Here is an 18,894-nt window from a genome sequence, read left to right as displayed (position 1 = left end):
TTCGGATGGCAATGAATCTATTTCTCGTGCACATATCCCTGCGGCCGCGTCAACCCGCCGCTCAAATGCCGCCCTCGGCCGCGGAGTCCATCGCCCGGACCTGCGCAGGGCGCGACGGCTTCGAGCACGCGAGCGTGCACCCGGGCGCACTCCCCCACCCGGTCGTCGGCTTCTACGTGACGGCCGGCTCGCTGAAGGAGGCCGAAGCGGCGGCCATCTCCCTGTGGGGCCATGCCAGTTCCTCGGTGGCGGAGCTGGCGGCCTGGGAGCCGGCGCGGGCCGAGGTCCCCCTGTTCAGACCTGACGTCGAGACCCGTCCGCCTCCATGGACGGGATGGACGCAGTAGATCCACGGTGTGGACGGAGTAGGTCATGGACGGTTTACCTCCCGGCCACCCACTTTCTTTCTCCTACCGCTGACGCCAATCTATTTCTTGTCGGCGAGATCAGCCACGGAGAAGGGAAACGCAATGTCCCGCACGGTTCTGCGCAGCACCTTTGGCAGCATGGCCCTGACCGGTGTTCTTGTGATGGCGGCCGGAATTTCCGCACACACCGAGAACGCCCACTCCCGAGCGCTGGAAGTTCATACGCAGCCCGCTGACCCGGATTCGAATCCGGACGACCACGGATGGCAGTGACCCCGACCATTCGCGAATCGGACCGGCTTCGTAGAACGGGGAAATGGCCATGGACCCAGCAGACTCGGAATATCTGACAAAGCTGCAATCCACCCTCAAAGAACTGCCCGTCGAGCACGTTCCGGTGGAACGTCTGCGGACCGGCTTCTCCCCACGGGTGGACGGCGAGGACACCGATCACATCCGGCTCCTCAGCGAGACCGCCGACGAGCTGCCGCCGATCCTCGTACACCGCGCGAGCATGACCGTCATCGACGGCGCCCACCGGTTGCGCGTGGTCGAGCTCCTGGGGGCGGACCACATCGCGGCGCGCTTCTTCGAGGGCGATCAGGAAGACGCCCGGCTCCTGGCGGTGGCGGCCAACATCACGCACGGGCGCCCCCTGTCGACGGCCGACCGTGCGGCTGCCGCGATGCGTATCTTCGCCGCACATCCCGAGTGGTCCGACCGGGCCGTCGCGGCGGTCACCGGTCTGTCCCCGAAGAAGATCGCGCGGCTGCGCAGGGAGCTGATGCTGCCGCAGTCCGAGTGCCGGGTCGGCCGGGACGGCCGGGTCCGGCCCGTCGACTCCGCGCACAGACGCGAACGGGCCGGCGAGCTGATCCGGAGCAATCCCGGCTTCTCGCTGCGGCAGATCGCGGCGCAGGTGGGACTGGCCCCGGCGACCGTAGCGGACGTACGCAACCGCGTCCGGCGCGGCGAGAGCCCGGTACCGAGCGGCGCACGGGGTCGCACGGCTCAGGCCGCGGAAACCGCGCAGCACACGTCGGCGGCGGAAATGGCCCTGGTCCGGACCTCGTCGAGCGGGGCCACCATCACCCGGCTCCCCGCCGCGGGGCAGCGGGCGCGCGCCGATGACAAGACCCCGGGCATGGCCCTGGAGGACATCAGGAAGCTCATCACCATGCTGGCCCGCGACCCTTCGCTGCGTCACAACGCCTCGGGACGCACGCTTCTGCGTCTGCTCGACGCCTGCGCGCTGATCACCCAGGACCGGCAGAAGATCACCGAGACGGTGCCCGCGCACTGCAAGGAGTCCGTGGCGCGGCTCGCTCAGGGATACGCCGGGATGTGGCGGTGGCTGGCGGACGATCTGGCGCGGCAGATCGAGGAGATGCACACGCTCGGCGAAGGCGACGGGGCGCTCAGCGCCTGAGAGCTGATCCCCGGTTTCCGCGCCGAGTTCTTCCTTTCCGGACGAGGTAGGCATGACGGCATGACATCGGCAGTCGTTTACGAGAAAAGCGGACATGTGGCCCGCGTGACGCTCAGCCGCCCGGCGGTTCTCAATGCGATGAACCTGGCGATGCACGAACAACTCGCCGAGATCTGGGACGATTTCGAGCACGATGACGATATGTGGGTCGCCGTGCTGTCAGGTGCCGGCGACCGGGCTTTCTGCGTCGGCCAGGACCTGAAGGAGCTTCAGCGGCGTACGAGAGAGGGGATCGCCGAGCCCTCGACATTCGGGAGCCGTGGCAAACCGGGCTGGCCACGGCTGACCGAGCGGTTCCGGATGGCCAAACCGGTGGTGGCACGCGTCCACGGATACGCGTTGGGCGGCGGGTTCGAGCTGGCACTGGCCTGCGATGTGATCGTCGCCGCCGAGGACGCCGAGTTCGCGCTCCCCGAGGCGCGGATGGGCCTGATAGCCGGCGCGGGCGGGGTCTTCCGCCTCACCCGGCAAGCTCCGCCGCGTATCGCGCTCGGTCACCTCATGACGGGCCGCGGGATGAGCGCGGCCCGTGCGTACGAGCTGGGTCTGGTCAACTCGGTCGTACCCGCCGAGGAGTTGGACGCGTGTGTCGACGGCTGGGTGGAGGACATTCTGCGCTGCGCCCCGCTGGCCGTGCGTGCCGTCAAGGAGGCCGCGCTGGCCTCCCTCGACCTTGGGCTGGAGCAGGCGTTCGCCACCCGCTATGTGTGGGAGGAACGCCGTATGCACAGCGACGACGCCACGGAAGGGCCCCGTGCCTTCGTGGACAAGCGCGCGCCCCGATGGCAGGGCCGCTGACCCGACGAATGTCGTCTCCCGGGAATTGCGAAAAGCCCCTGTACCGTGTCCAGAAGGACCAGTTGATCACGGATGCGGAGATACACGGGCCATGACCAGCCAACTGTTCGCGATCTGCTTCAACGCGACCCGGCCGCCGGACCTGGCGCGCTTCTGGTCCGGCGTCCTGGGCAGGGAGTTGGCCGACGGTCCGGACGACGACGTCACGATCCTGCCCCCCGATACCGGCGGGTTCCGCATCCGTTTCCTGCCGAGCCAGGAGCCGAAGACCAGCCAGAACCGGGCGCACTTCGACCTGACAAGCACCTCCCCGCAGGACCAGCGGCAGACGGTGGCCAGGGCACTGGAACTCGGCGGCAAGCACATCGACGTGGGTCAACTCCCCGAAGAGGGACATGTGGTGCTCGCCGATCCGGACGGCAACGAGTTCTGCGTGATCGAGGCGGGCAACGAATTCCTCGCCGACACCGGTTTCATCGGAGCGCTCTCCTGCGACGGTACGCGCGAGGTCGGTCACTTCTGGAGCGAGGCGCTGGGGTGGCCGCTGGTCTGGGACCAGGACCAGGAGACCGCGATCCAGTCGCCGGACGGAGGTACGAAGATCACCTGGGGTGGTCCTCCGGTGGCCCCGAAGACCGGCACGAACAGGCTGTACTTCGAGCTGTCGCTGCCCGCCGGCGCGGACGGCGAGGCGGAGGTCGCCCGCCTGCTCTCGCTCGGTTCGACGCGCACCGACAGCGGCGAGGGCGACGGCGACGGCGTCCGGGTGCTGATGCTCGACCCGGACGGCAACGAGTTCTCCGTACGAAGGCCCCGACCAGCCGTCGCCGGGTGACCGGTAGGGACTCGGGACCACGCCACGGACACGTTCAGTCCAGGCAGAACTCGTTGCCCTCCGGATCGGTCATCACGATATGGCCGGGGCTCAGCGGCGCCGGCTCGTCGCGGCGTACCCGGGTCGCTCCCAGCGCGACCAGCCGGTCGCACTCCGCCTCCAGCGCCGCCATCCGCTCCTCCCCCTGAAGTCCGGGGGCCGCGCGGATGTCGAGGTGGACGCGGTTCTTGGCGACCTTGTCCTCCGGTACCTGCTGGAAGAACAGCCGCGGGCCGTCCCCGTCCGGGTCCTCCACGGCCGATCGGCTGTTGCGCCGCTCCTGCGGTACGCCGATCTTGGCCAGGAAGTCGTCCCACGCGGCGAGCGGGTCGGCGCCCGCCGGCAGGTCGACTCCGGGCGGGCCGGGGTGGATGTAGCCCAGCGCGTCGCGCCAGAAGGTCGACAGGGCCTGCGGGTCGTGGGCGTCGAAGGTGATCTGGATCTGGCGGCTCATGAGGTCGCTCCGTTCGTAGCGCGTTGTGCAGCGGGTTGCGCGGACGGTTGTGCGGCGGTTTTCGTCGCGATTCGATGTCGTACCCGTCCCTGGAACCACCCTGACACCCATGGCGGACAGGATCGGTCCGCTATCTCTGCCAGGCTGGCCGTATGGACGCGGGGAGCGAGCGAGACACGACGGAGCGGGGCACCACCGAGCGGGTGCTGACCCTGCTCGGGCTGCTGCAACAGCGCCACGTCTGGACCGGCCCCGAGCTGGCCGGCCGGCTCGGCGTCACGACGCGCACGGTACGGCGCGATGTCGAACGGCTGCGCGTGCTCGGCTATCCGGTACGGGCCGGCCAGGGCGTCGGCGGCGGCTATCAGCTCGGTGCGGGGCAGGAGCTGCCGCCGCTGCTCCTGGACGACGAGGAGGCGATCGCCACCGCGGTCTCGCTGCTCGCCGGGGCGGGTGGCGCGGTCGCCGGGGCCGGCGACGCCGCGCTGCGGGCGCTGACCAAGCTCGACCAGGTGCTGCCCGTGCGGCTGCGGCACGAGGTGCGCGCGCTCTCCGGCTCGGTGGAGTCCTTCGGCGGTGGCCGCTCGCCGGTCGACTCCGACGTGCTGATGACGCTCGCCAGAGCGTGCCGCGACGAGGTCGAGGCCGGCTTCGACTACCCCTCGCGCGGTGAGGTGCGGCGCCGGCGGTGCGAGCCGTACCGGCTGGTCGCCTCCGACCGGCGCTGGTATCTCCTCGCCTACGACCTCGACCGCGACGACTGGCGCACCTTCCGTGTCGACCGGATGACGGAGGTGTCCGTACGGACCTGGCACTTCCGCCCGCGCCCGGCGCCCGACGCGGCGGCGTACGTGCAGGAGGGTGTGGCGATCCGCGTCTACCCGTGTCAGGCGCGCTTCCTCGTGCACGCGCCGGCCGACAGGGTGCGCGAGCAGATCCCGGGGGCGGCGGCCGTCGTCCAGGAGCGGGAACCGGTGGGCGGAAGCGAACGCTGTGAAGTACTCAGCGGCGGCGACCGCCTCGACGCCGTGATGATGCATGTGCTGTTGCTGGGGCACGACTTCGAGGTGCTGGACCCTCCGGAGCTGGCGGCGCGCGCCCGCGAACTGTCGGAGCGGCTGCGGGCGGCCGGTGCGTGAGGCGTACGCGTCGGTGAAACGGGCTCGCACGGCCCCTCCCCCGCCCACTAACGTGCCCGTCATGAGCAACCCCGACGGCACGCCTGACAACGACACCCCCAACGCCACTGCCTCCGCCGCCCATCCTCGTTTCGTCGAGGCGCTGCGCGAACTCGGCCTCGACGACCTGCCCGGCCAGGTCCGCACCTTCCCCGACGCCACCCGTACGGCCGCCGAGGCCGCCGCCGCCATCGGCTGCGGACTGAGCGAGATCGTCAAGTCGCTGATCTTCGAGGCCGACGGCGTCCCGGTCCTGGTGCTGATGGACGGCGCGTCGCGCGTCGATGTGGAGCGCGTACGGCAGGAGTTGGGCGCCGGGGCGGTCACGCGGGCGCGCGCCGATCTCGTACGGGAGACCACCGGTTACGCGATCGGAGGCGTACCGCCCTTCGGCCACCGCACCCGTACCCGCGTGCTCGCCGACCGGGGGCTGCTCGACCACGACGTGGTGTGGGCGGCGGCCGGCACCCCGCACACCGTCTTCCCGATGGACCCCAAGAGCGTGGTCTCGTACGCCGGCGGCACCCTGGTGGACGTCCGCGAGCGCCCGGCGTGACGCCAGGCGTCGCCGCCGCCGTCCTCCTGGCGGCCGTCACGCACGCCACCTGGAACGCGATGGCGCACACCATCAAGGACCAGTTGGTCGCCTTCACCCTGATCGCGGGCGGCAGCACCGTGATCGGCGCGGTCGCCGTCTGCTTCGCGCCGTTCCCGGCCGCCGGCGCGTGGCCGTATCTGATCGTCTCGGCGGTGCTGCATCTCGGCTACCAGGCGCTGCTGATGCGGTCGTTCAGCCTTGGCGACTTCGGCCAGATGTATCCGATCGCTCGCGGCACCGCGCCGCTGCTGGTGACCGTCCTGGCGGCGGTCTTCGTCGGCGAGTCGCTGGACAGATGGCAGGCGGCGGGCGTCGCCGTCGCCTCGGCGGGGCTGGTGGGCGTGGCGCTGTGGGGCATGCGCGGCGCGGAGACGAAGCCGCAGTGGCCCGCGCTGCTGGCGGCGGTCGCGACGGGGGTGTCGATCGCCGCGTACACGGTCGTGGACGGGGTGGGCGTACGCGAATCGGGCACGGCCCTCGGCTATATCGGCTGGCTGTTGATCCTTCAGGGCTCGCCGATCCCGCTGTACGCGCTGTACGCGCGCCGCGGTCAACTCCTCGCCCAACTGCGCCCGCACGCACGGCTCGGCCTGCTCGGCGCGGTGCTGTCGGTCAGTGCGTACGCCCTGGTGCTGTGGGCCCAGACGCGCGCGGCGCTCGCGCCGATAGCGGCGCTGCGGGAGTCGTCGATCATCGTGGGGGCTCTGATAGGCGCGGTGTTCTTCAAGGAACGGTTCGGTGTGCCGCGCATCGCGGCTGCCGGGCTGATGGTGATCGGCATCGGCCTGATGCTGCGCGCGAGTTGAGACAGGGATTCGTCACGGAGGGCCGGAATGAACAGACGGACACGGAAGAAGCTGTCGCGGCGCCTGGTGTGGGCCGCGAGGATCGGTGGCGCGAGGGAGGTGGCCGCGCTGCTGCGGGCCGGTGCGCCTGCGCAGACGTACGACTCCGAGGGGTCGACGCCCCTGTACGCGGCGTCCGTGCAGGGCGACGCCGACTCCGTACGCCTCCTGCTGGCGGCGGGCGCGCTGCCCGACACCGAGAGCGGGGACCGCTCGGAGGGCACGCCGCTGTGCGGGGCCGCGTGCTGGGGGCATGCCGACGCCGTACGCGAACTGCTCGCGTACGGCGCCGATCCGCATCTGCGCGAGGACGGCGGCAGCGGGCACTCGCCGCTGGAGTGGGCGCGGAAGGGGCCCTATCCGCAGACGGTGCGGCTGCTGGAGGAGGCGGGCGCCGGCACTACCTGACCCGGTCGGAGAGCTTTTCGAGCCGGGCCAGATAGCTGTTCAGGCCCTTGGCCCGAGCCGCCGTCTCCTGGACGAAGCCCACGATCCCGCGCAGCAGCAGCGGGTGCCTGACCTCGGGCAGCAGCGTGCCGAGCGCCGTCCGCAATTCCGTTTCCGAGGTGGCCGCCGCCGCCAGCAGTGCCCGCACGGTGTCCTCGGAGATCTCGCGCAGGGCACGGGAGCCGGGGAGATCGCGGGGCCTCAGGAAGTGCCAGTAGGCGGACGGCGGCATACGCGCGGTGCCCATGGCCGTGTACGAGGGCTCGTTCGGCATCCAGTTGCAGTCCTGCATGTATGCCCGCCAGTAAGGCTCTCCGGTCTCGGGGTCGCGTGCCGTGACTTCCCCGTCCCTGCTCCGTCCCCCCTTCTCGCCGTCCCCGTCGAGCAGCAGGCCGCGCGGCGCGCCCGGCAGGTCGAGCAGCCCCCACGGGCCGGACGCACCGGGCTGCGGGCGGATCGTGCCGTGGACACCGTCGACACGGTGGTAACGGAACCGGCCGGTGCGGTCGCGGGAGACCCGCATGCCGACGCGGGTGCCGTCGCTGCCCAGCGGTGAGCCCGTGACGCCGTACGGCAGTGGTGCCAGGGACGAGGCCCGGACGAGCCACTGTTCGCCGGCGGCCTCGTCCAGCAGGGACGGATCGAGGAATTCCGGCAGGCTGGATTCGCCGAGGTCCCCGGTTACGGGGTCCAGCCGCCGTACGCCGTGACCCGGTTCGTTGTCGCTGTGCCACCAATAGGTCCGGCCGTCGTGGAACATATGGCCGTTCGGGCCGACGTGCCGGTCACCCGCCGCGAGCGGCCGATGGCCCGTGAACCGCCGCCCGTCGGGTGCGACGAAGGTATAACCGGCCTGTTGTCGCTCGTAGTACAGCGTGCGGTACTCCGGCTCCGGCACAGTGAAGATCTCCTGCGGGGAGTTGGACCAGTAGAGCGTCCGCGCGCCGTTGACCTGGTGGCACACCAGGAACTGGCCGTCGGAGAAGAAGACTTCGACGTCGTACGAGAACGCGTTGGCCCCGCGCGGCACCCGTATCCGGTGCTCGGCGATCCGGCCGAAGGCGGGATCGATGGCGATGGCCTTGGTCTTGCTGTGCACGGTCAGGACCGGCCAGCTCGCCCGGCACCAGGTGTCCTTGGTCCCGGCCCCGATCTCGGCGGCGGCCTCGTCCAGCGCGTCCCAGCCCAGCTCGTCGAGGATGCCCGCCCGCAGGGTGCGGGTCAGGGGCGTCACCAGGTCGCAATCCGCGATCCGGCGGAGCAGGTCCGGGACGGCCGCCGCCGTCCGCCGTTCGGTGGTGCGCCAGATCTGGGTGAGCGCGGTGAGGGCGCTCTCCAGACCGCCGGAGACCACGGCGCTCAGCCGGCTTTCGACAACATCGCGCAGGACGGGGTACAGCGGCTCGATCTCCCACCAGGTGTCGAAGTCGCTTTCGTCGTACGCGCGGTGGACGACGGACCGGGTCAGTGCCGCGCGATGGCGGGGGTCGGCGATCAGCGTGGGCAGGTCGACCCGGACGGGGTCGCTCCAGTGGGACAGCCGCATCGCCGGGTCGGGGTCGGCGAGCGGGATGCCGGCGGCGAGGCAGCGGGCGGGAACTGCGGCGTCGATGTAGTACGCGTCGAAGTCAGCAGAGCCGGAGCCACCGGAGCGACCGGAGCGGCCGAGACGCAGTGGGGCGCCGGTCGCGCGGACGGGCGCGGCGAGGCGAGTGATCAACTGAAGCAGTTCGTCCGGCGCTTTGGGGCATGATCCGGGTCCGGAACCCTGGTAGCGGATGAGCATGGCGGACAGCCAGTGAGCGGCACCGGCGTCCGTGCCGAACTCCTCGAAGGCGCCCGCCTCTTCGAGCAGCGCCGTCCACCAGCCGTCCATCATGTCCGAGTGCGGCAGGTCGGTCAGTTGCCACAGCAGCCGCGTCTTCAAGAGGGCCGAGCCGGCGATCGCGGGCAGCAGGACCTTGCGCTGCGACGTCCAGAAGCCGTCGGCCGCACGCCACAACGCCGGTGCGTCCACGAGGACTTCGAGCAGACCGCGCCGCTCGGTGACGACGTCGAGGCCGGCGGCTAGGGCGAGCTTGTCGAGCTGGGCCGTCATGTCGTTCCACGGCGGCAGACCGCCGAGGGTACGGCGCAGGGCCAGCTCCCGCAGCTCACGGTAGGGCGCGCCGGGGTCGGCCGCCCCCGCGCCGGCCCCCGCCCCCGCGCCCCGGCTCAGCTCGGCGACGTAATTCTTGATGTCCTTGGCGGACAGCGCGCCGGCGAGCGCGAACTCGAGGAACACCGCACGCCGCCGGGCCGGATCGACGGCCGCGCGGGCGGCGCGCTCCGCCTCACGGGCCCGGCCGAACATCAGCGCGCCCTGCTTGTGCCGTCCGGCGGCGATCATCACCCGGCCGACCTGTTCCCAGTACGCCGGGTGGTGCTCGGACGGAAGGCCCTCGGAGACCTTCCTGTACGTGTCGAGCGCGGGCCCCGGTTTACGTACGGCCAGCCGCTCGGCCCGCTCCATCTCGGGCAGGGCGGCCAGCGCCACGGCCGCGTTCCCCGGATCGTGGACCAGGGCCCACGCGGGGTAGCCGGGCTCGCGATGGCGGCCGGTGGCGACCGTGGGCCCGACGTCCGGTGCGGAGAATCCGGCGGCGGCCAGCAGCAGGTCCTCGCCGGGTGCGGCGGTCTGACCGGCGAGCCGGACGACGGGCCGGCCGCCGAGGTGGGCGTGCCGGTAGCGGCGGGCGGTGATGGGGTCGCCGTCAGGGGCGTCGGCGGGGCCGAGCCCGACGTCGAGGGAGAGGCCGAGTGCGGGGTCAGTGGTCATGGGTCGTACCGCCCGCGTGGATCAGTGCGGCCATCCGGACGCCTTCGGACCAGGCCACCGGGCCGACATCACCGAGCGCGACGGCCCGTTCGGAGCCGTCGACCCACAGCAGCCGCCCGGTCTCGGTGGGCAGCCCGGGATCGTAGGAACCCAGCCAGTAACGCGCCTGGAGGCCGACACCGCCGTCCGCCACGGCCAGCGAAGCGAAGCCGCCGCGCATGACGAAGCCGTGCTGCGCGGCCCGCGAGGTCGCGTGGCGCAGTTCCTCGAAGTGACTGCCCGCGTAGTCGTCGACGCTGGTGGCCCGCAGGTCGGCGGTGGCCGGCCTGTGGTGCACCTCGCGCTCCAACTGCTCGATCCCCTGGGTCAGTTCAGCTATCTCCAGCAGCTTCCACCACCGGGCGGCATCGGCCAGCAGGACAGGGTGCGGCAGCGAGAGCGGCCCGGCGGGCAGTGTGCGCGTAACGCCGGCCTCGTCCCCGGTGTCGACCCCGCCGTCCTGGGCGTCGACCCCGCCGTCCCCGAACTCCAAAAGCGTCGTTCGGCCGTCGTCGGCCACGTCTGTCAGCAGCCCCGTGACTCCCCCGACGGTCACGGCGAGATGCTTCAGACGGTCCCGCCAGGCCGGGTCGGGCCATACCCGGCCGAGAAGCGCGGCGGGTATCGGCACGCCGGCCGACATCCAGGATTCGACGGTGGCCCGGCACTCCTCCTCGTGCCGTAACAGCCGCTCGCGCAGCTCGATCAGCCGCTCCCCCACACGACTGGATCGCGCGGCCCGGGGGACCGATTTCAGGATCTGTCCGCTGCCGCTCTTGCGGCAGATCAACGTAGAGCCGTCCAGGGCCAGTTCATGACCGTGGACAGCGGGCACCCAATGGGGCCCGGTGGAATGGATCGACATGGCTACGACTATGCCAAGGACCACTGACAACGCCGCCCCACGTCGCGCCGCCCACTGACAGTGGATCAGGCCGCATCGGGCGCGGGAAGCCGCCAGTACTGCCGCTTCTTCTCGTCGCGGACCGCCAGCCCCAGACCGTTCAACTCCTCCCGCAGCGCCCGGACATCGCCCTCCGTACCCGGCTTCCGCATCGCCTGCGCGCGGGCACTCAGCAGCGCGTTCGCACCCACCGGAAGGCCCGGGGTGTCCGGGACCCAGAGCCGGAAGTCGGCCTTGTGCGGGTCCTCGGGGACCCAGTGGTAGCCGTGGGCCGTGAAGGCGGCGGCCAGGGCCGCGCGGTCCAGGTCGGAGGGCTCGCGGGCCGTTTCCTCGGTGCGGTGGCCGAGCAGTACGAGGAACTTGCCGTCCAGGAAGACCGCGCCGATGTCGGCACGGCGCAGGTCGCGGGTCTCGTCGCGGATCGTCAGCGTCACTCGGGTGTCGCTCACGCGTACGGTCAGCGCCTCGTGCAGCGCGATGAACGCCACCAGCAGGCCGAGCAGCGCGCCCGCCGTCACGCCGATGACGGTGAGCCACGGCTCGGGGATCGAGTTCAGCAGCTCCGCCGGACCCTTCATCGGCGCCCAGCGCAGCGTCACCAGCCAGTTGGCGAGGAGTTTGACGAGCCAGCCGGCGACCGCGCCGATCGCGGCGAAGACGGGGACGATCCAGACCCCCTGGCTCAGTACGGTGGCGCGGCTTTTCTCGGCGTTCGGCTTCATACGCCCGAGGCTAGGAAGCGGCGGCCAAGGCCGGTACCGGCCGAAGGGATCCGCGGGAGTGACCAAAGTATCGGGAGTGCGCGGTGCTCGGGAGTGCGCGGTGCTCGGGAGTGCGCGGTGCGGGGAGTACCGGACCCGCCGCCGGCACCCGCCCTCCGGTCGGCCTGTCGCGCCTTGCCCTTGAGCGCACTCCAGGTCCTAGAGTTCCGGCGTACCCCCGGCCGAGCCTGACCAGCAAGGGAGCACCACCTATGCGTTACCGCACTCTCGGCGGCACCGGTATCGAGGTGAGCGTCCACTGCCTCGGCACCATGATGTTCGGCTCCGTCGGCAACAGCGACCACGACGACTCCGTACGCGTCATCCACGCCGCCCTCGACCAGGGCATCAACTTCGTGGACACGGCCGACATGTACTCCGCCGGCGAGTCCGAGCACATCGTCGGCAAGGCGCTCAAGGGCCGCCGCGACGATGTCGTACTCGCGACCAAGGTGCACTTCCCGATGGGCGAGGGCCGCAACCGCGGCGGCAACTCGCGGCGCTGGATCGTCAAGGAGGTGGAGGAGAGTCTGAAACGGCTGGGGACGGAGTGGATCGATCTCTACCAGATCCACCGGCCCGACCACACCACGGACATCGAGGAGACGCTTTCCGCGCTGACCGATCTCGTGCACCAGGGCAAGATCCGCGCCTTCGGCTGCTCGACGTTCCCCGCCGAGGAGATCGTGGAGTCGCATGTCGTCGCCGAGCGCCGCGCGCTCATGCGGTTCAGGACGGAGCAGCCGCCCTACTCGATCCTGGCGCGCGGCATCGAGACGTCGGTGCTGCCGGTGTGCGAGCGGTACGGAATGGGTGTGCTGACGTGGAGTCCGCTGGCCTCCGGGTTCCTCACCGGCAAGTACCGCCAGGGCGGCACGGTCGACATGACCTCGGGCCGCGCCGCACTCACCCCGGCGCGGTTCGATCCGTCGCTGCCGGTGAACGCCACCAAGCTGGAGATTGTCGAGCAGTTGGTCGAACTGGCGGACGACGTCGGCTGTTCGCTGCCCGAGCTGGCCGTGGCCTTCCCCGTCGCGCATCCCGCCGTGACGTCGGTCATCATCGGCCCGCGCACGATGGAGCAGTTGGACGGTCTGCTCAAGGGCGCGTCGCTCACGCTGGACGACGCGACGCTCGACCGTATCGACGAGATCGTGGCGCCCGGGACGGACGTCTACCACCCGGACGGTGTCTGGCGGCCGCGCGCGCTGACGGAAGCCTCGCTGCGCCGCCGCCCGGTCGGCGACCGGGCCGCGGCGTAACTCTTCACCCCCTGTATCCGAAGCCTGAGCCCTCGTCAGGCGGGCTGCCGAGGCGGCGCGTCGGTGCCCCGGCCGGTCAAGCCATCAGTCGGAAAGGTGACTTGACCGGCATGGGACCCGAGGATCGGATCCTTCGGCATACGCGCCGCCACCATCCGCCGGTAGCGGGCGAGTTGGGCGGGCCGGTTCATGCACAGCGCGCCGGTGATGTGCTGTCCGTCCGTGTACAGGGCGACGAACCGGCGCTCGGCGAGAGTCCCCGCGACGATGTGCGGGACGCCGATGCCACGTCCGACGAACTGGATCGTGCTGCCGTACTGCTCCGATCGGAAATACGGCACCGACTCGAAGGGCCGCCTCTCCTCGCCGTCCGCGAGGAGGGTGTCGGCGGCGGCCACGGCCTGATCCGCCGTGTCGTCCCGGTGCCCGACCCGCATCACCACGCCGAACAGCGGGTTGTACCAGCGGGCCACACCGCCGGCCGCGACGACGCGCGAGGCACCCACCGCCGCGCACGTCGCGTCCAGCAGCACGCCGTCCGCGATGTCGAGGCCGCTCCCGCGCAGCCACTCGGTGCGCGACGCGCGGCCGACCGCGACGACCACCAGGTCGGCCGGTACGCGGGTGCCGTTGGCCAGCTCGACCCCGTCGGGGTGGAGCGCGGCGACCGAGGCGCCGGCCCTGACGACCGTGCCGTGGTCGCGGTGCAGCCCGGCCAGCTCCCGCCCCATGGCCGTACCGACCACCCGCCCCAGCGGGCCGGCGCCCGCCTCGATGACGGTGACGTCCAGCCCGAGCGCCCGGCAGTGCGACGCGACCGCGCAGCCGACGAATCCGGCACCGACGACGGCGACCCGTGGGCCGCCGAGGAGCGCGGCGCGCAGTGCGAGGCAGTCCTCGAAGGTGCGCAGGACGTGGACGGCCGGGTGGCCGCCGCGCATCTGGGCGGGCTGCCGGGCCGCGGCGCCGGTCGCGATGACCAGCCCGTCGAAGTCCAGGGTGCGCCCGGTCGACAGTCGCAGGGTGCCGCCGCTGCCGCCGGTACCGCCGGTGTTCCTGCCCGGACGACGCGCGCGGCTGGTGAGGCCGGTGAGACCGCCCGTAAGGTCCGTGCGGCCCGTGAGACCCGTAAAGCCCTCGACGCCCCTGAGTCCCTTGAGGTCGAGCCCTTCAGCCGTCGTGTTCAGCAGCAGCTCGGCATCGAGGTCCGGCGCGACCGGCAGCCGTGTCCCGTGGACGTCCCCGCCGGTCAGCACGGCCTGGGCGAGCGGAGGATGGTCGTACGGCGGGAAGTCGCCCTCCGCGCCGACCAGGCTGAGCCGCCCGTCGAAGCCCCGTCGACGCAGCGCCTCAGCGGCGCGGACCCCGGCGAGGGAGGTACCGACGACGGCGATGTGACGGAGCGTTCCGCCGGACCTGCGCCCCCGCTCGGTCTCGATCTTCATAATGAGTCCCTTCACCCAATCAGCCCCTACCCACGCCCTGTCAAAAGGCGCTAAATATCGGCTGCGCGTCGCCCCTCGCCTCCCCGCACGCCTAGCTGAAAGCGGACCTGCGGGGCACGCTGATGGCACGACGTACCGCATAGACATCGACACCGACATCCGACTTCGGGGCGACGAGGAGACGGTCTTCCTTGACTTCCGCCGAGCACACCGACGACGCCGGGCTGCTCTCGCCCGGCCGGGCCGGATCCGCCGCCGAGGCGGCCACCGGCGACGCCGCCTTCCTGCGGGCGATGCTCGACGCCGAGGCCGCGCTGGTCCAGGCTCAGGCGGCGGTCGGTCTCGCGCCGGAGGCGGCGGCCGACGCGGTCACGGCGGCGGCGACGGCGGAGCGGTTCGACGTACGGGACGTGGCGCTGCGGGCGCGCGCCGACGGCGATCCGGTGGCCCCGCTGGTGGCGGACCTGACGGCTGCGGTGGCCGACGAGGACACGGCGCGGTACGTCCACCGGGGCGCGACCGGCCAGGACATCGTGGACACGGCGATGATGCTGGTCGCCGCCCGTACGCTGCCGCTGATCCTGGCGGATCTGGACCGTACGGCCGACGCGCTGGCCGCCCTGGCCCAGGCCCACCGCATGACCCCGACGGCGGGACGCACCCTCACACAGCAGGCGGCCCCGACGACGTTCGGGCTCAAGGCGGCGGGCTGGCTCTCGTCGGTACGCGACGCCCGCACCCGGTTGGCGGCTGTCCGGCTCCCGGCCCAACTGGGCGGCGAGACAGGCACGTTGGCGGCGTTCTCGGCGGCCGACGACACGGTGGAGGGCACACCGGACAGGACCTCCACCGCCGCGTCCTGCGAGCCGGTGTACGACCTGACCGGCGCGCTCGACACCACGCTGGACACCCCGCCCGAGCCGCTGCCCGACTACCCGCCCGCCACGGGACCAACTACGGGCGCGGACCCCGAGCCCGACCTCGGGGTCGGCCCCGCGCCCGACGAGCCGATCTACGACCTGCCGGGCGAGGCCGCGCAGGGCACGGCCACCGACCCCGCCCCCGAAAGCCCCGCCCCCACCCGCACGGCCACCGACCCCGCCCCCGAAAGCCCCGCCCCCACCCGCACGCCCACCGCCACCACCGCCACCGCCACCACCCATCCGGACGCCGAGACCGGCGTACGTCTCCTCGCCGCGTACGCCGCCCGGCTCCGACTCGCCGAACCGACGCTGCCGTGGCACACCCTCCGTACCCCCGTCGCCGATCTCGGCTCCGCCCTCGCCTTCACCGCGGGCGCGCTCGGGAAGGTGGCCGCCGACGTGCTCGTACTGTCCCGGACCGAGATCGGCGAGGTCGCCGAGTCGCGCGGCGGCGGTTCATCCGCGCTGCCGCACAAGCGGAACCCGGTACGGGCCGCCCTGATCGCCGCCGCCGCGCGACAGGCGCCCGCGCTCGCCTCCGTACTGCTGGGCGCGCTCGTCGCCGAGGACGAACGCCCCGCCGGCCCCTGGCACGCCGAATGGCAGCCGCTGCGCGAGCTGCTGCGGCTGACCGGCGGCGCCGCCCGCGACGCCGCCGAACTCACCCACGGCCTGCGTGTCTTCCCCGACCGGATGCGCGACAACCTCGCCCTCACCCACGGACTGCCCACGGCCGAACGGCTCGCGACGGCCCTGAGCTCCGCCGTGGGCCGGTCCCGCGCGCGGGAACTGCTCGGCGCCGCCGCCCACCTCGCGACGAGCGCGGGCATCCCGCTGGCCCAAGCCCTGACGGAGACCGACCCGGCGGTGGCCGAACTGATCGGGGAGGAGCGACTGCGCGCGCTCACCGACCCGACGCAATACACGGGCTCGGCCCCGGCATTCGTGGACCGCGCGCTGGCGGAACACGGGGACACCTCAAGCGGCCCGCCCGATTGACCACGTACGCCCGCCATCCCCTTCCCCTCCTTTCGAGGTCGAGTCGCGCGTCCGGTTCGCCCGTTTTACAGTCAGATCCGGTGAACGGTGGCGTTCCCTGTCCGAGGGCCCGCACCACCCCGTGTCACCACCCCCACCTATGACTGAATCACCGCCCACGCCGCCCACGCCGCCGAACACCGCGAAGAGTGCCGACGCCCCCGAGGGGGGCCACGGCAACGGGATCGCGCTGACCATCATCGCCTCCTGCCAGTTGATGGTGGTCCTCGACGTCACCATCGTGAACATCGCGCTCCCCCACATCCAGAACGCGCTGGGCTTCTCGACCCAGAACCTGTCGTGGGTGGTCAACGCGTACACCCTCACCTTCGGCGGTCTGCTGCTGCTCGGCGGGCGCCTCGGCGACATCCTGGGGCGGCGCAGGGTCTTCATGTTCGGCGTGGCACTCTTCGCCGTCGCCTCCCTGCTCTGCGGTCTGGCGCAGGACTCCTGGCAGTTGCTCGCCGCCCGCGCCCTCCAGGGCATCGGCGGCGCGATCGCCTCCCCGACGTCGCTGTCCCTGATCACCACCACGTTCCCCGAAGGGCCCGCGCGCAACAGGGCGTTCGGCGTGTTCGCGGCCGTCTCGGCGGGCGGCAGCGCGATCGGGCTGCTGGCCGGCGGCATCCTGGTGGAGTGGCTGGACTGGCGGTGGATCTTCTTCGTCAATGTGCCGATCGGGCTGGTGATCATCGCCCTGACGCCCCGCTTCATCAAGGAGTCCGAGCCGCGCCCCGGCCACTTCGACATCGTCGGCGCGCTCACCGCGACGCTGGGCATGGTGTGTCTGGTGTACGGGTTCATCCGGGCGTCCGAGGAGGGCTGGACGGACGGCCTGACGCTCGGGTCCTTCGCCGCGGCCGTCGTACTCCTGTTCCTCTTCATCACCATCGAGCGGCGTTCGCAGCAGCCGATCACTCCGCTGTGGATGTTCCGTGACCGCAACCGCGCGGGTGTCTACGGGATGATGCTGAGCCTGGCCGCCGCGCTGTTCGGCATGTTCTTCTTCCTGACACTCTTCGTGCAGGAGGTCCTGAATTTCAGCCCGCTCCGGGCCGGTCTCGCCTTCCTCCCGGTGAGTGTGGTCATCGCGATCGGTTCGGGCATCGCCTCGCAGCTCCTGCCGCGCTGGGGTCCGAAACCGTTCATGGTGTCCGGCGCGGTCCTGGCCTCCGCGGGTCTCGCGTGGCTGACGCTGGTGAACGTGAACAGCACCTACGTGGGCAGCCTGCTGGGCCCGGTGCTGGTCTTCGGGCTCGGTATGGGCTTCCAGTTCGTGTCGCTCACCCTGATGGCGCTGTCGGGCGTCAGCCAGGAGGAGGCCGGTGCCGGATCCGGTATTTTCAACGCGACGCAGCAGGTGGGCGGTTCACTGGGCCTGTCCATCCTGGTGACGGTGTACGGCACCGCCAGCAGGGACGAGGCGAAGACCCAGGCCCAGGACTTCATGGCGCACGCGACGCAGGCCCAGAAGCTGACGTTCCAGAAGACGGGGACGCTGCCGAAGCCGTGGAGCGACGAGGTGCTGACGTCGGGTGTGATGAACGCGTTCATCGTGGCGGCGGTGTTCGCGGCCGTGTCGGCGGTGATCGCGGTGTTCGTGATCCAGGTACGGGCCTCCGACCTCGACCGCCTCCAGGGCGGCATGCCACCGCCCGCCGCCTGACCCTTGTTTCACGTCGTCGCCGAGACGATCCCCAACGCCCGGACCAGGGCGGCCTCGGCGGTCCGCGAGGGCGGGTAGCCGCGCGGTACGGCTTCGACCAGCATGATCAGGTACAGGTAGGAGCGGTACAGGGCCATACGCAGCCGCGCGGCCTCGCCGAAGCCGGTGCCACCGCCACCGGCCCGGTAGCCGGCCAGCAGGGCGGGGTCGTCCTCGGGCTCACCGAACAGATTGAGCGAGACGAACTCCGCCAACGGATCGCCCCAGAACATCCGTTCACCGTCGATGACCCCACCGATCGTCCACCGCCCCTCTTCCTGGGCCAGGAGGATGTTCCCCTCCCACAGATCGAAGTGAACGAGCGCGGGAACGGCAACCTCGTCCAACGCCGGGGCCGCGCCCCGTACCAACTCCTGTACGCGCTCCCCGGACACCGGCAACGTGACCCCGAACCGCTCGGCGTCCCCCAGCACGGCCTCCAGCATGGCGGTGAACGCCTCCCGCCAGGTGCCGGCGGTGGGCACGGCCCCGGAGGGATAGCCGAAGCGCGTACCGATGACGGCGTGCAACTGAGCGACGTAAGACCCGAGTTCACGTCGCAGCCGGTCACGCTCAACGTCTGCGAGCCGACCCGCCAGACCGCTCCAAGGCTCCCCCGGACACTCGGTCATCAACAACGAATCTCCAGCGAGACGCACCACCTCGGGCACGGGCACATCGGTCCCACCCCGGGCCCGCCGATAGAACTCGCCTTCGTTGACGAGCAGTTCGGATTCGTACGTCAGGTGCGGCATACCGGGCTCCGGCGGCAACTTCAGAACCAACCGCCTGCCGTCGTCCATGCGAACGCGGTAGAGCGAGTTGTAGGTCCCCCCACCCAACACCTCACACCCACCCACCGACGCCCCACCTACCCCGGCGGCTTCCAGGACGGCGGCGAGCCGGGACGCGCTCAGCGCGGACATGTACGGACCCTTCCGATTCGGT

The 18,894-nt window shown here is 71.4% G+C and carries 18 protein-coding genes; 12 read left to right on the top strand and 6 right to left on the bottom strand.

Annotated features, from left to right (window positions below; all coding sequences use genetic code 11):
* Positions 1 to 5 precede the first annotated feature (5 nt).
* The 5 genes from OG329_RS25600 to OG329_RS25580 all read left to right on the top strand — a co-directional run bounded on the left by OG329_RS25600 (position 6) and on the right by OG329_RS25580 (position 3,490).
* Positions 6 to 347 (top strand): hypothetical protein, encoded by a 342-nt coding sequence (locus OG329_RS25600; RefSeq protein ID WP_405798400.1) that lies wholly within the window; start codon positions 6 to 8, stop codon positions 345 to 347.
* Between the two features lie 123 nt (positions 348 to 470).
* Positions 471 to 641, top strand: a complete 171-nt coding sequence (locus OG329_RS25595) for a hypothetical protein (protein WP_405798398.1) — start codon at positions 471 to 473, stop codon at positions 639 to 641.
* A gap of 49 nt (positions 642 to 690) precedes the next feature.
* On the top strand, positions 691 to 1,797 hold the full coding sequence (locus OG329_RS25590; RefSeq protein ID WP_405798397.1) for a ParB N-terminal domain-containing protein: 1,107 nt from the start codon (positions 691 to 693) through the stop codon (positions 1,795 to 1,797).
* Positions 1,798 to 1,857: 60 nt separating this feature from the next.
* A complete protein-coding gene (gene dpgD / locus OG329_RS25585; protein WP_405798395.1) occupies positions 1,858 to 2,655 on the top strand; it encodes an enoyl-CoA-hydratase DpgD in 798 nt (265 codons plus the stop codon).
* Positions 2,656 to 2,746: 91 nt separating this feature from the next.
* A complete protein-coding gene (locus tag OG329_RS25580) occupies positions 2,747 to 3,490 on the top strand; it encodes a VOC family protein (RefSeq protein ID WP_405798393.1) in 744 nt (247 codons plus the stop codon).
* 34 nt (positions 3,491 to 3,524) lie between these two features.
* Here OG329_RS25580 and OG329_RS25575 read toward each other — a convergent pair whose 3' ends face one another.
* Positions 3,525 to 3,983, bottom strand: a complete 459-nt coding sequence (locus OG329_RS25575; RefSeq protein WP_405798391.1) for a VOC family protein — start codon at positions 3,981 to 3,983, stop codon at positions 3,525 to 3,527.
* Between the two features lie 152 nt (positions 3,984 to 4,135).
* Between OG329_RS25575 and OG329_RS25570 the strand changes: the two genes are divergently transcribed.
* The 4 genes from OG329_RS25570 (at position 4,136) to OG329_RS25555 (ending at position 7,012) form a co-directional block, all read left to right on the top strand.
* The gene (locus OG329_RS25570; protein WP_405798389.1) at positions 4,136 to 5,122 is read left to right on the top strand and encodes a helix-turn-helix transcriptional regulator; all 987 of its coding nucleotides are present in this window, start codon (positions 4,136 to 4,138) and stop codon (positions 5,120 to 5,122) included.
* Positions 5,123 to 5,183: 61 nt separating this feature from the next.
* On the top strand, positions 5,184 to 5,717 hold the full coding sequence (locus tag OG329_RS25565) for a YbaK/EbsC family protein (protein ID WP_405798388.1): 534 nt from the start codon (positions 5,184 to 5,186) through the stop codon (positions 5,715 to 5,717).
* Positions 5,714 to 6,565, top strand: coding sequence for an EamA family transporter (locus OG329_RS25560; RefSeq protein WP_405798386.1), 852 nt, complete (start codon positions 5,714 to 5,716; stop codon positions 6,563 to 6,565). Before OG329_RS25565 ends, OG329_RS25560 begins: the two co-directional genes overlap by 4 nt.
* Before the next feature lie 27 nt (positions 6,566 to 6,592).
* On the top strand, positions 6,593 to 7,012 hold the full coding sequence (locus OG329_RS25555) for an ankyrin repeat domain-containing protein (protein ID WP_405798385.1): 420 nt from the start codon (positions 6,593 to 6,595) through the stop codon (positions 7,010 to 7,012).
* On the opposite strand, the gene OG329_RS25550 is transcribed toward OG329_RS25555, so the two are convergent.
* The 3 genes from OG329_RS25550 to OG329_RS25540 all read right to left on the bottom strand — a co-directional run bounded on the left by OG329_RS25550 (position 7,005) and on the right by OG329_RS25540 (position 11,534).
* Positions 7,005 to 9,869 (bottom strand): hypothetical protein, encoded by a 2,865-nt coding sequence (locus OG329_RS25550; RefSeq protein ID WP_405798383.1) that lies wholly within the window; start codon positions 9,867 to 9,869, stop codon positions 7,005 to 7,007. The genes OG329_RS25555 and OG329_RS25550 overlap by 8 nt on opposite strands.
* A complete protein-coding gene (locus OG329_RS25545) occupies positions 9,859 to 10,773 on the bottom strand; it encodes a DUF4132 domain-containing protein (protein WP_405798381.1) in 915 nt (304 codons plus the stop codon). The genes OG329_RS25550 and OG329_RS25545 overlap by 11 nt, the downstream gene beginning before the upstream one ends.
* Before the next feature lie 65 nt (positions 10,774 to 10,838).
* Entirely contained in the window at positions 10,839 to 11,534 is a 696-nt protein-coding gene (locus OG329_RS25540) for a hypothetical protein (protein ID WP_405798379.1), read from the bottom strand.
* Positions 11,535 to 11,785: 251 nt separating this feature from the next.
* Here OG329_RS25540 and OG329_RS25535 point away from each other — a divergent pair, with 251 nt between their 5' ends.
* Entirely contained in the window at positions 11,786 to 12,835 is a 1,050-nt protein-coding gene (locus tag OG329_RS25535; RefSeq protein ID WP_405798378.1) for an aldo/keto reductase, read from the top strand.
* Between the two features lie 35 nt (positions 12,836 to 12,870).
* Here OG329_RS25535 and OG329_RS25530 read toward each other — a convergent pair whose 3' ends face one another.
* A complete protein-coding gene (locus OG329_RS25530; protein ID WP_405798376.1) occupies positions 12,871 to 14,280 on the bottom strand; it encodes an NAD(P)/FAD-dependent oxidoreductase in 1,410 nt (469 codons plus the stop codon).
* Between the two features lie 191 nt (positions 14,281 to 14,471).
* Here OG329_RS25530 and OG329_RS25525 point away from each other — a divergent pair, with 191 nt between their 5' ends.
* The gene (locus tag OG329_RS25525; RefSeq protein WP_405798374.1) at positions 14,472 to 16,202 is read left to right on the top strand and encodes a lyase family protein; all 1,731 of its coding nucleotides are present in this window, start codon (positions 14,472 to 14,474) and stop codon (positions 16,200 to 16,202) included.
* 139 nt (positions 16,203 to 16,341) lie between these two features.
* Positions 16,342 to 17,907, top strand: coding sequence for an MFS transporter (locus OG329_RS25520; RefSeq protein ID WP_405798373.1), 1,566 nt, complete (start codon positions 16,342 to 16,344; stop codon positions 17,905 to 17,907).
* An 8-nt stretch (positions 17,908 to 17,915) separates the two neighbouring features.
* On the opposite strand, the gene OG329_RS25515 is transcribed toward OG329_RS25520, so the two are convergent.
* Positions 17,916 to 18,872 carry a phosphotransferase family protein gene (locus OG329_RS25515; protein WP_405798371.1) on the bottom strand — a complete coding sequence of 319 codons (957 nt, stop codon included), beginning with the start codon at positions 18,870 to 18,872 and terminating at the stop codon, positions 17,916 to 17,918.
* Positions 18,873 to 18,894: the final 22 nt, after the last annotated feature.

Origin of the sequence: Streptomyces sp. NBC_01506 (genome assembly GCF_045040295.1) — a bacterium.
GTDB lineage: Bacteria > Actinomycetota > Actinomycetes > Streptomycetales > Streptomycetaceae > Streptomyces.
Note: the sequence above shows the minus strand (reverse complement) of the source record. Positions and strands in the feature narration are given on the sequence as shown.

What these genes read in the sequence shown, in the direction of transcription:
- OG329_RS25600 (WP_405798400.1), top strand. Translation starts at nt 6, where the DNA reads ATGGCAATGAATCTATTTCTCGTGCACATATCCCTGCGGCCGCGTCAA.
- OG329_RS25595 (WP_405798398.1), top strand. Translation starts at nt 471, where the DNA reads ATGTCCCGCACGGTTCTGCGCAGCACCTTTGGCAGCATGGCCCTGACC.
- OG329_RS25590 (WP_405798397.1), top strand. Translation starts at nt 691, where the DNA reads ATGGACCCAGCAGACTCGGAATATCTGACAAAGCTGCAATCCACCCTC.
- dpgD (WP_405798395.1), top strand. Translation starts at nt 1,858, where the DNA reads ATGACATCGGCAGTCGTTTACGAGAAAAGCGGACATGTGGCCCGCGTG.
- OG329_RS25580 (WP_405798393.1), top strand. Translation starts at nt 2,747, where the DNA reads ATGACCAGCCAACTGTTCGCGATCTGCTTCAACGCGACCCGGCCGCCG.
- OG329_RS25575 (WP_405798391.1), bottom strand. Translation starts at nt 3,983, where the DNA reads ATGAGCCGCCAGATCCAGATCACCTTCGACGCCCACGACCCGCAGGCC.
- OG329_RS25570 (WP_405798389.1), top strand. Translation starts at nt 4,136, where the DNA reads ATGGACGCGGGGAGCGAGCGAGACACGACGGAGCGGGGCACCACCGAG.
- OG329_RS25565 (WP_405798388.1), top strand. Translation starts at nt 5,184, where the DNA reads ATGAGCAACCCCGACGGCACGCCTGACAACGACACCCCCAACGCCACT.
- OG329_RS25555 (WP_405798385.1), top strand. Translation starts at nt 6,593, where the DNA reads ATGAACAGACGGACACGGAAGAAGCTGTCGCGGCGCCTGGTGTGGGCC.
- OG329_RS25550 (WP_405798383.1), bottom strand. Translation starts at nt 9,869, where the DNA reads ATGACCACTGACCCCGCACTCGGCCTCTCCCTCGACGTCGGGCTCGGC.
- OG329_RS25545 (WP_405798381.1), bottom strand. Translation starts at nt 10,773, where the DNA reads ATGTCGATCCATTCCACCGGGCCCCATTGGGTGCCCGCTGTCCACGGT.
- OG329_RS25540 (WP_405798379.1), bottom strand. Translation starts at nt 11,534, where the DNA reads ATGAAGCCGAACGCCGAGAAAAGCCGCGCCACCGTACTGAGCCAGGGG.
- OG329_RS25535 (WP_405798378.1), top strand. Translation starts at nt 11,786, where the DNA reads ATGCGTTACCGCACTCTCGGCGGCACCGGTATCGAGGTGAGCGTCCAC.
- OG329_RS25530 (WP_405798376.1), bottom strand. Translation starts at nt 14,280, where the DNA reads ATGAAGATCGAGACCGAGCGGGGGCGCAGGTCCGGCGGAACGCTCCGT.
- OG329_RS25520 (WP_405798373.1), top strand. Translation starts at nt 16,342, where the DNA reads ATGACTGAATCACCGCCCACGCCGCCCACGCCGCCGAACACCGCGAAG.
- OG329_RS25515 (WP_405798371.1), bottom strand. Translation starts at nt 18,872, where the DNA reads ATGTCCGCGCTGAGCGCGTCCCGGCTCGCCGCCGTCCTGGAAGCCGCC.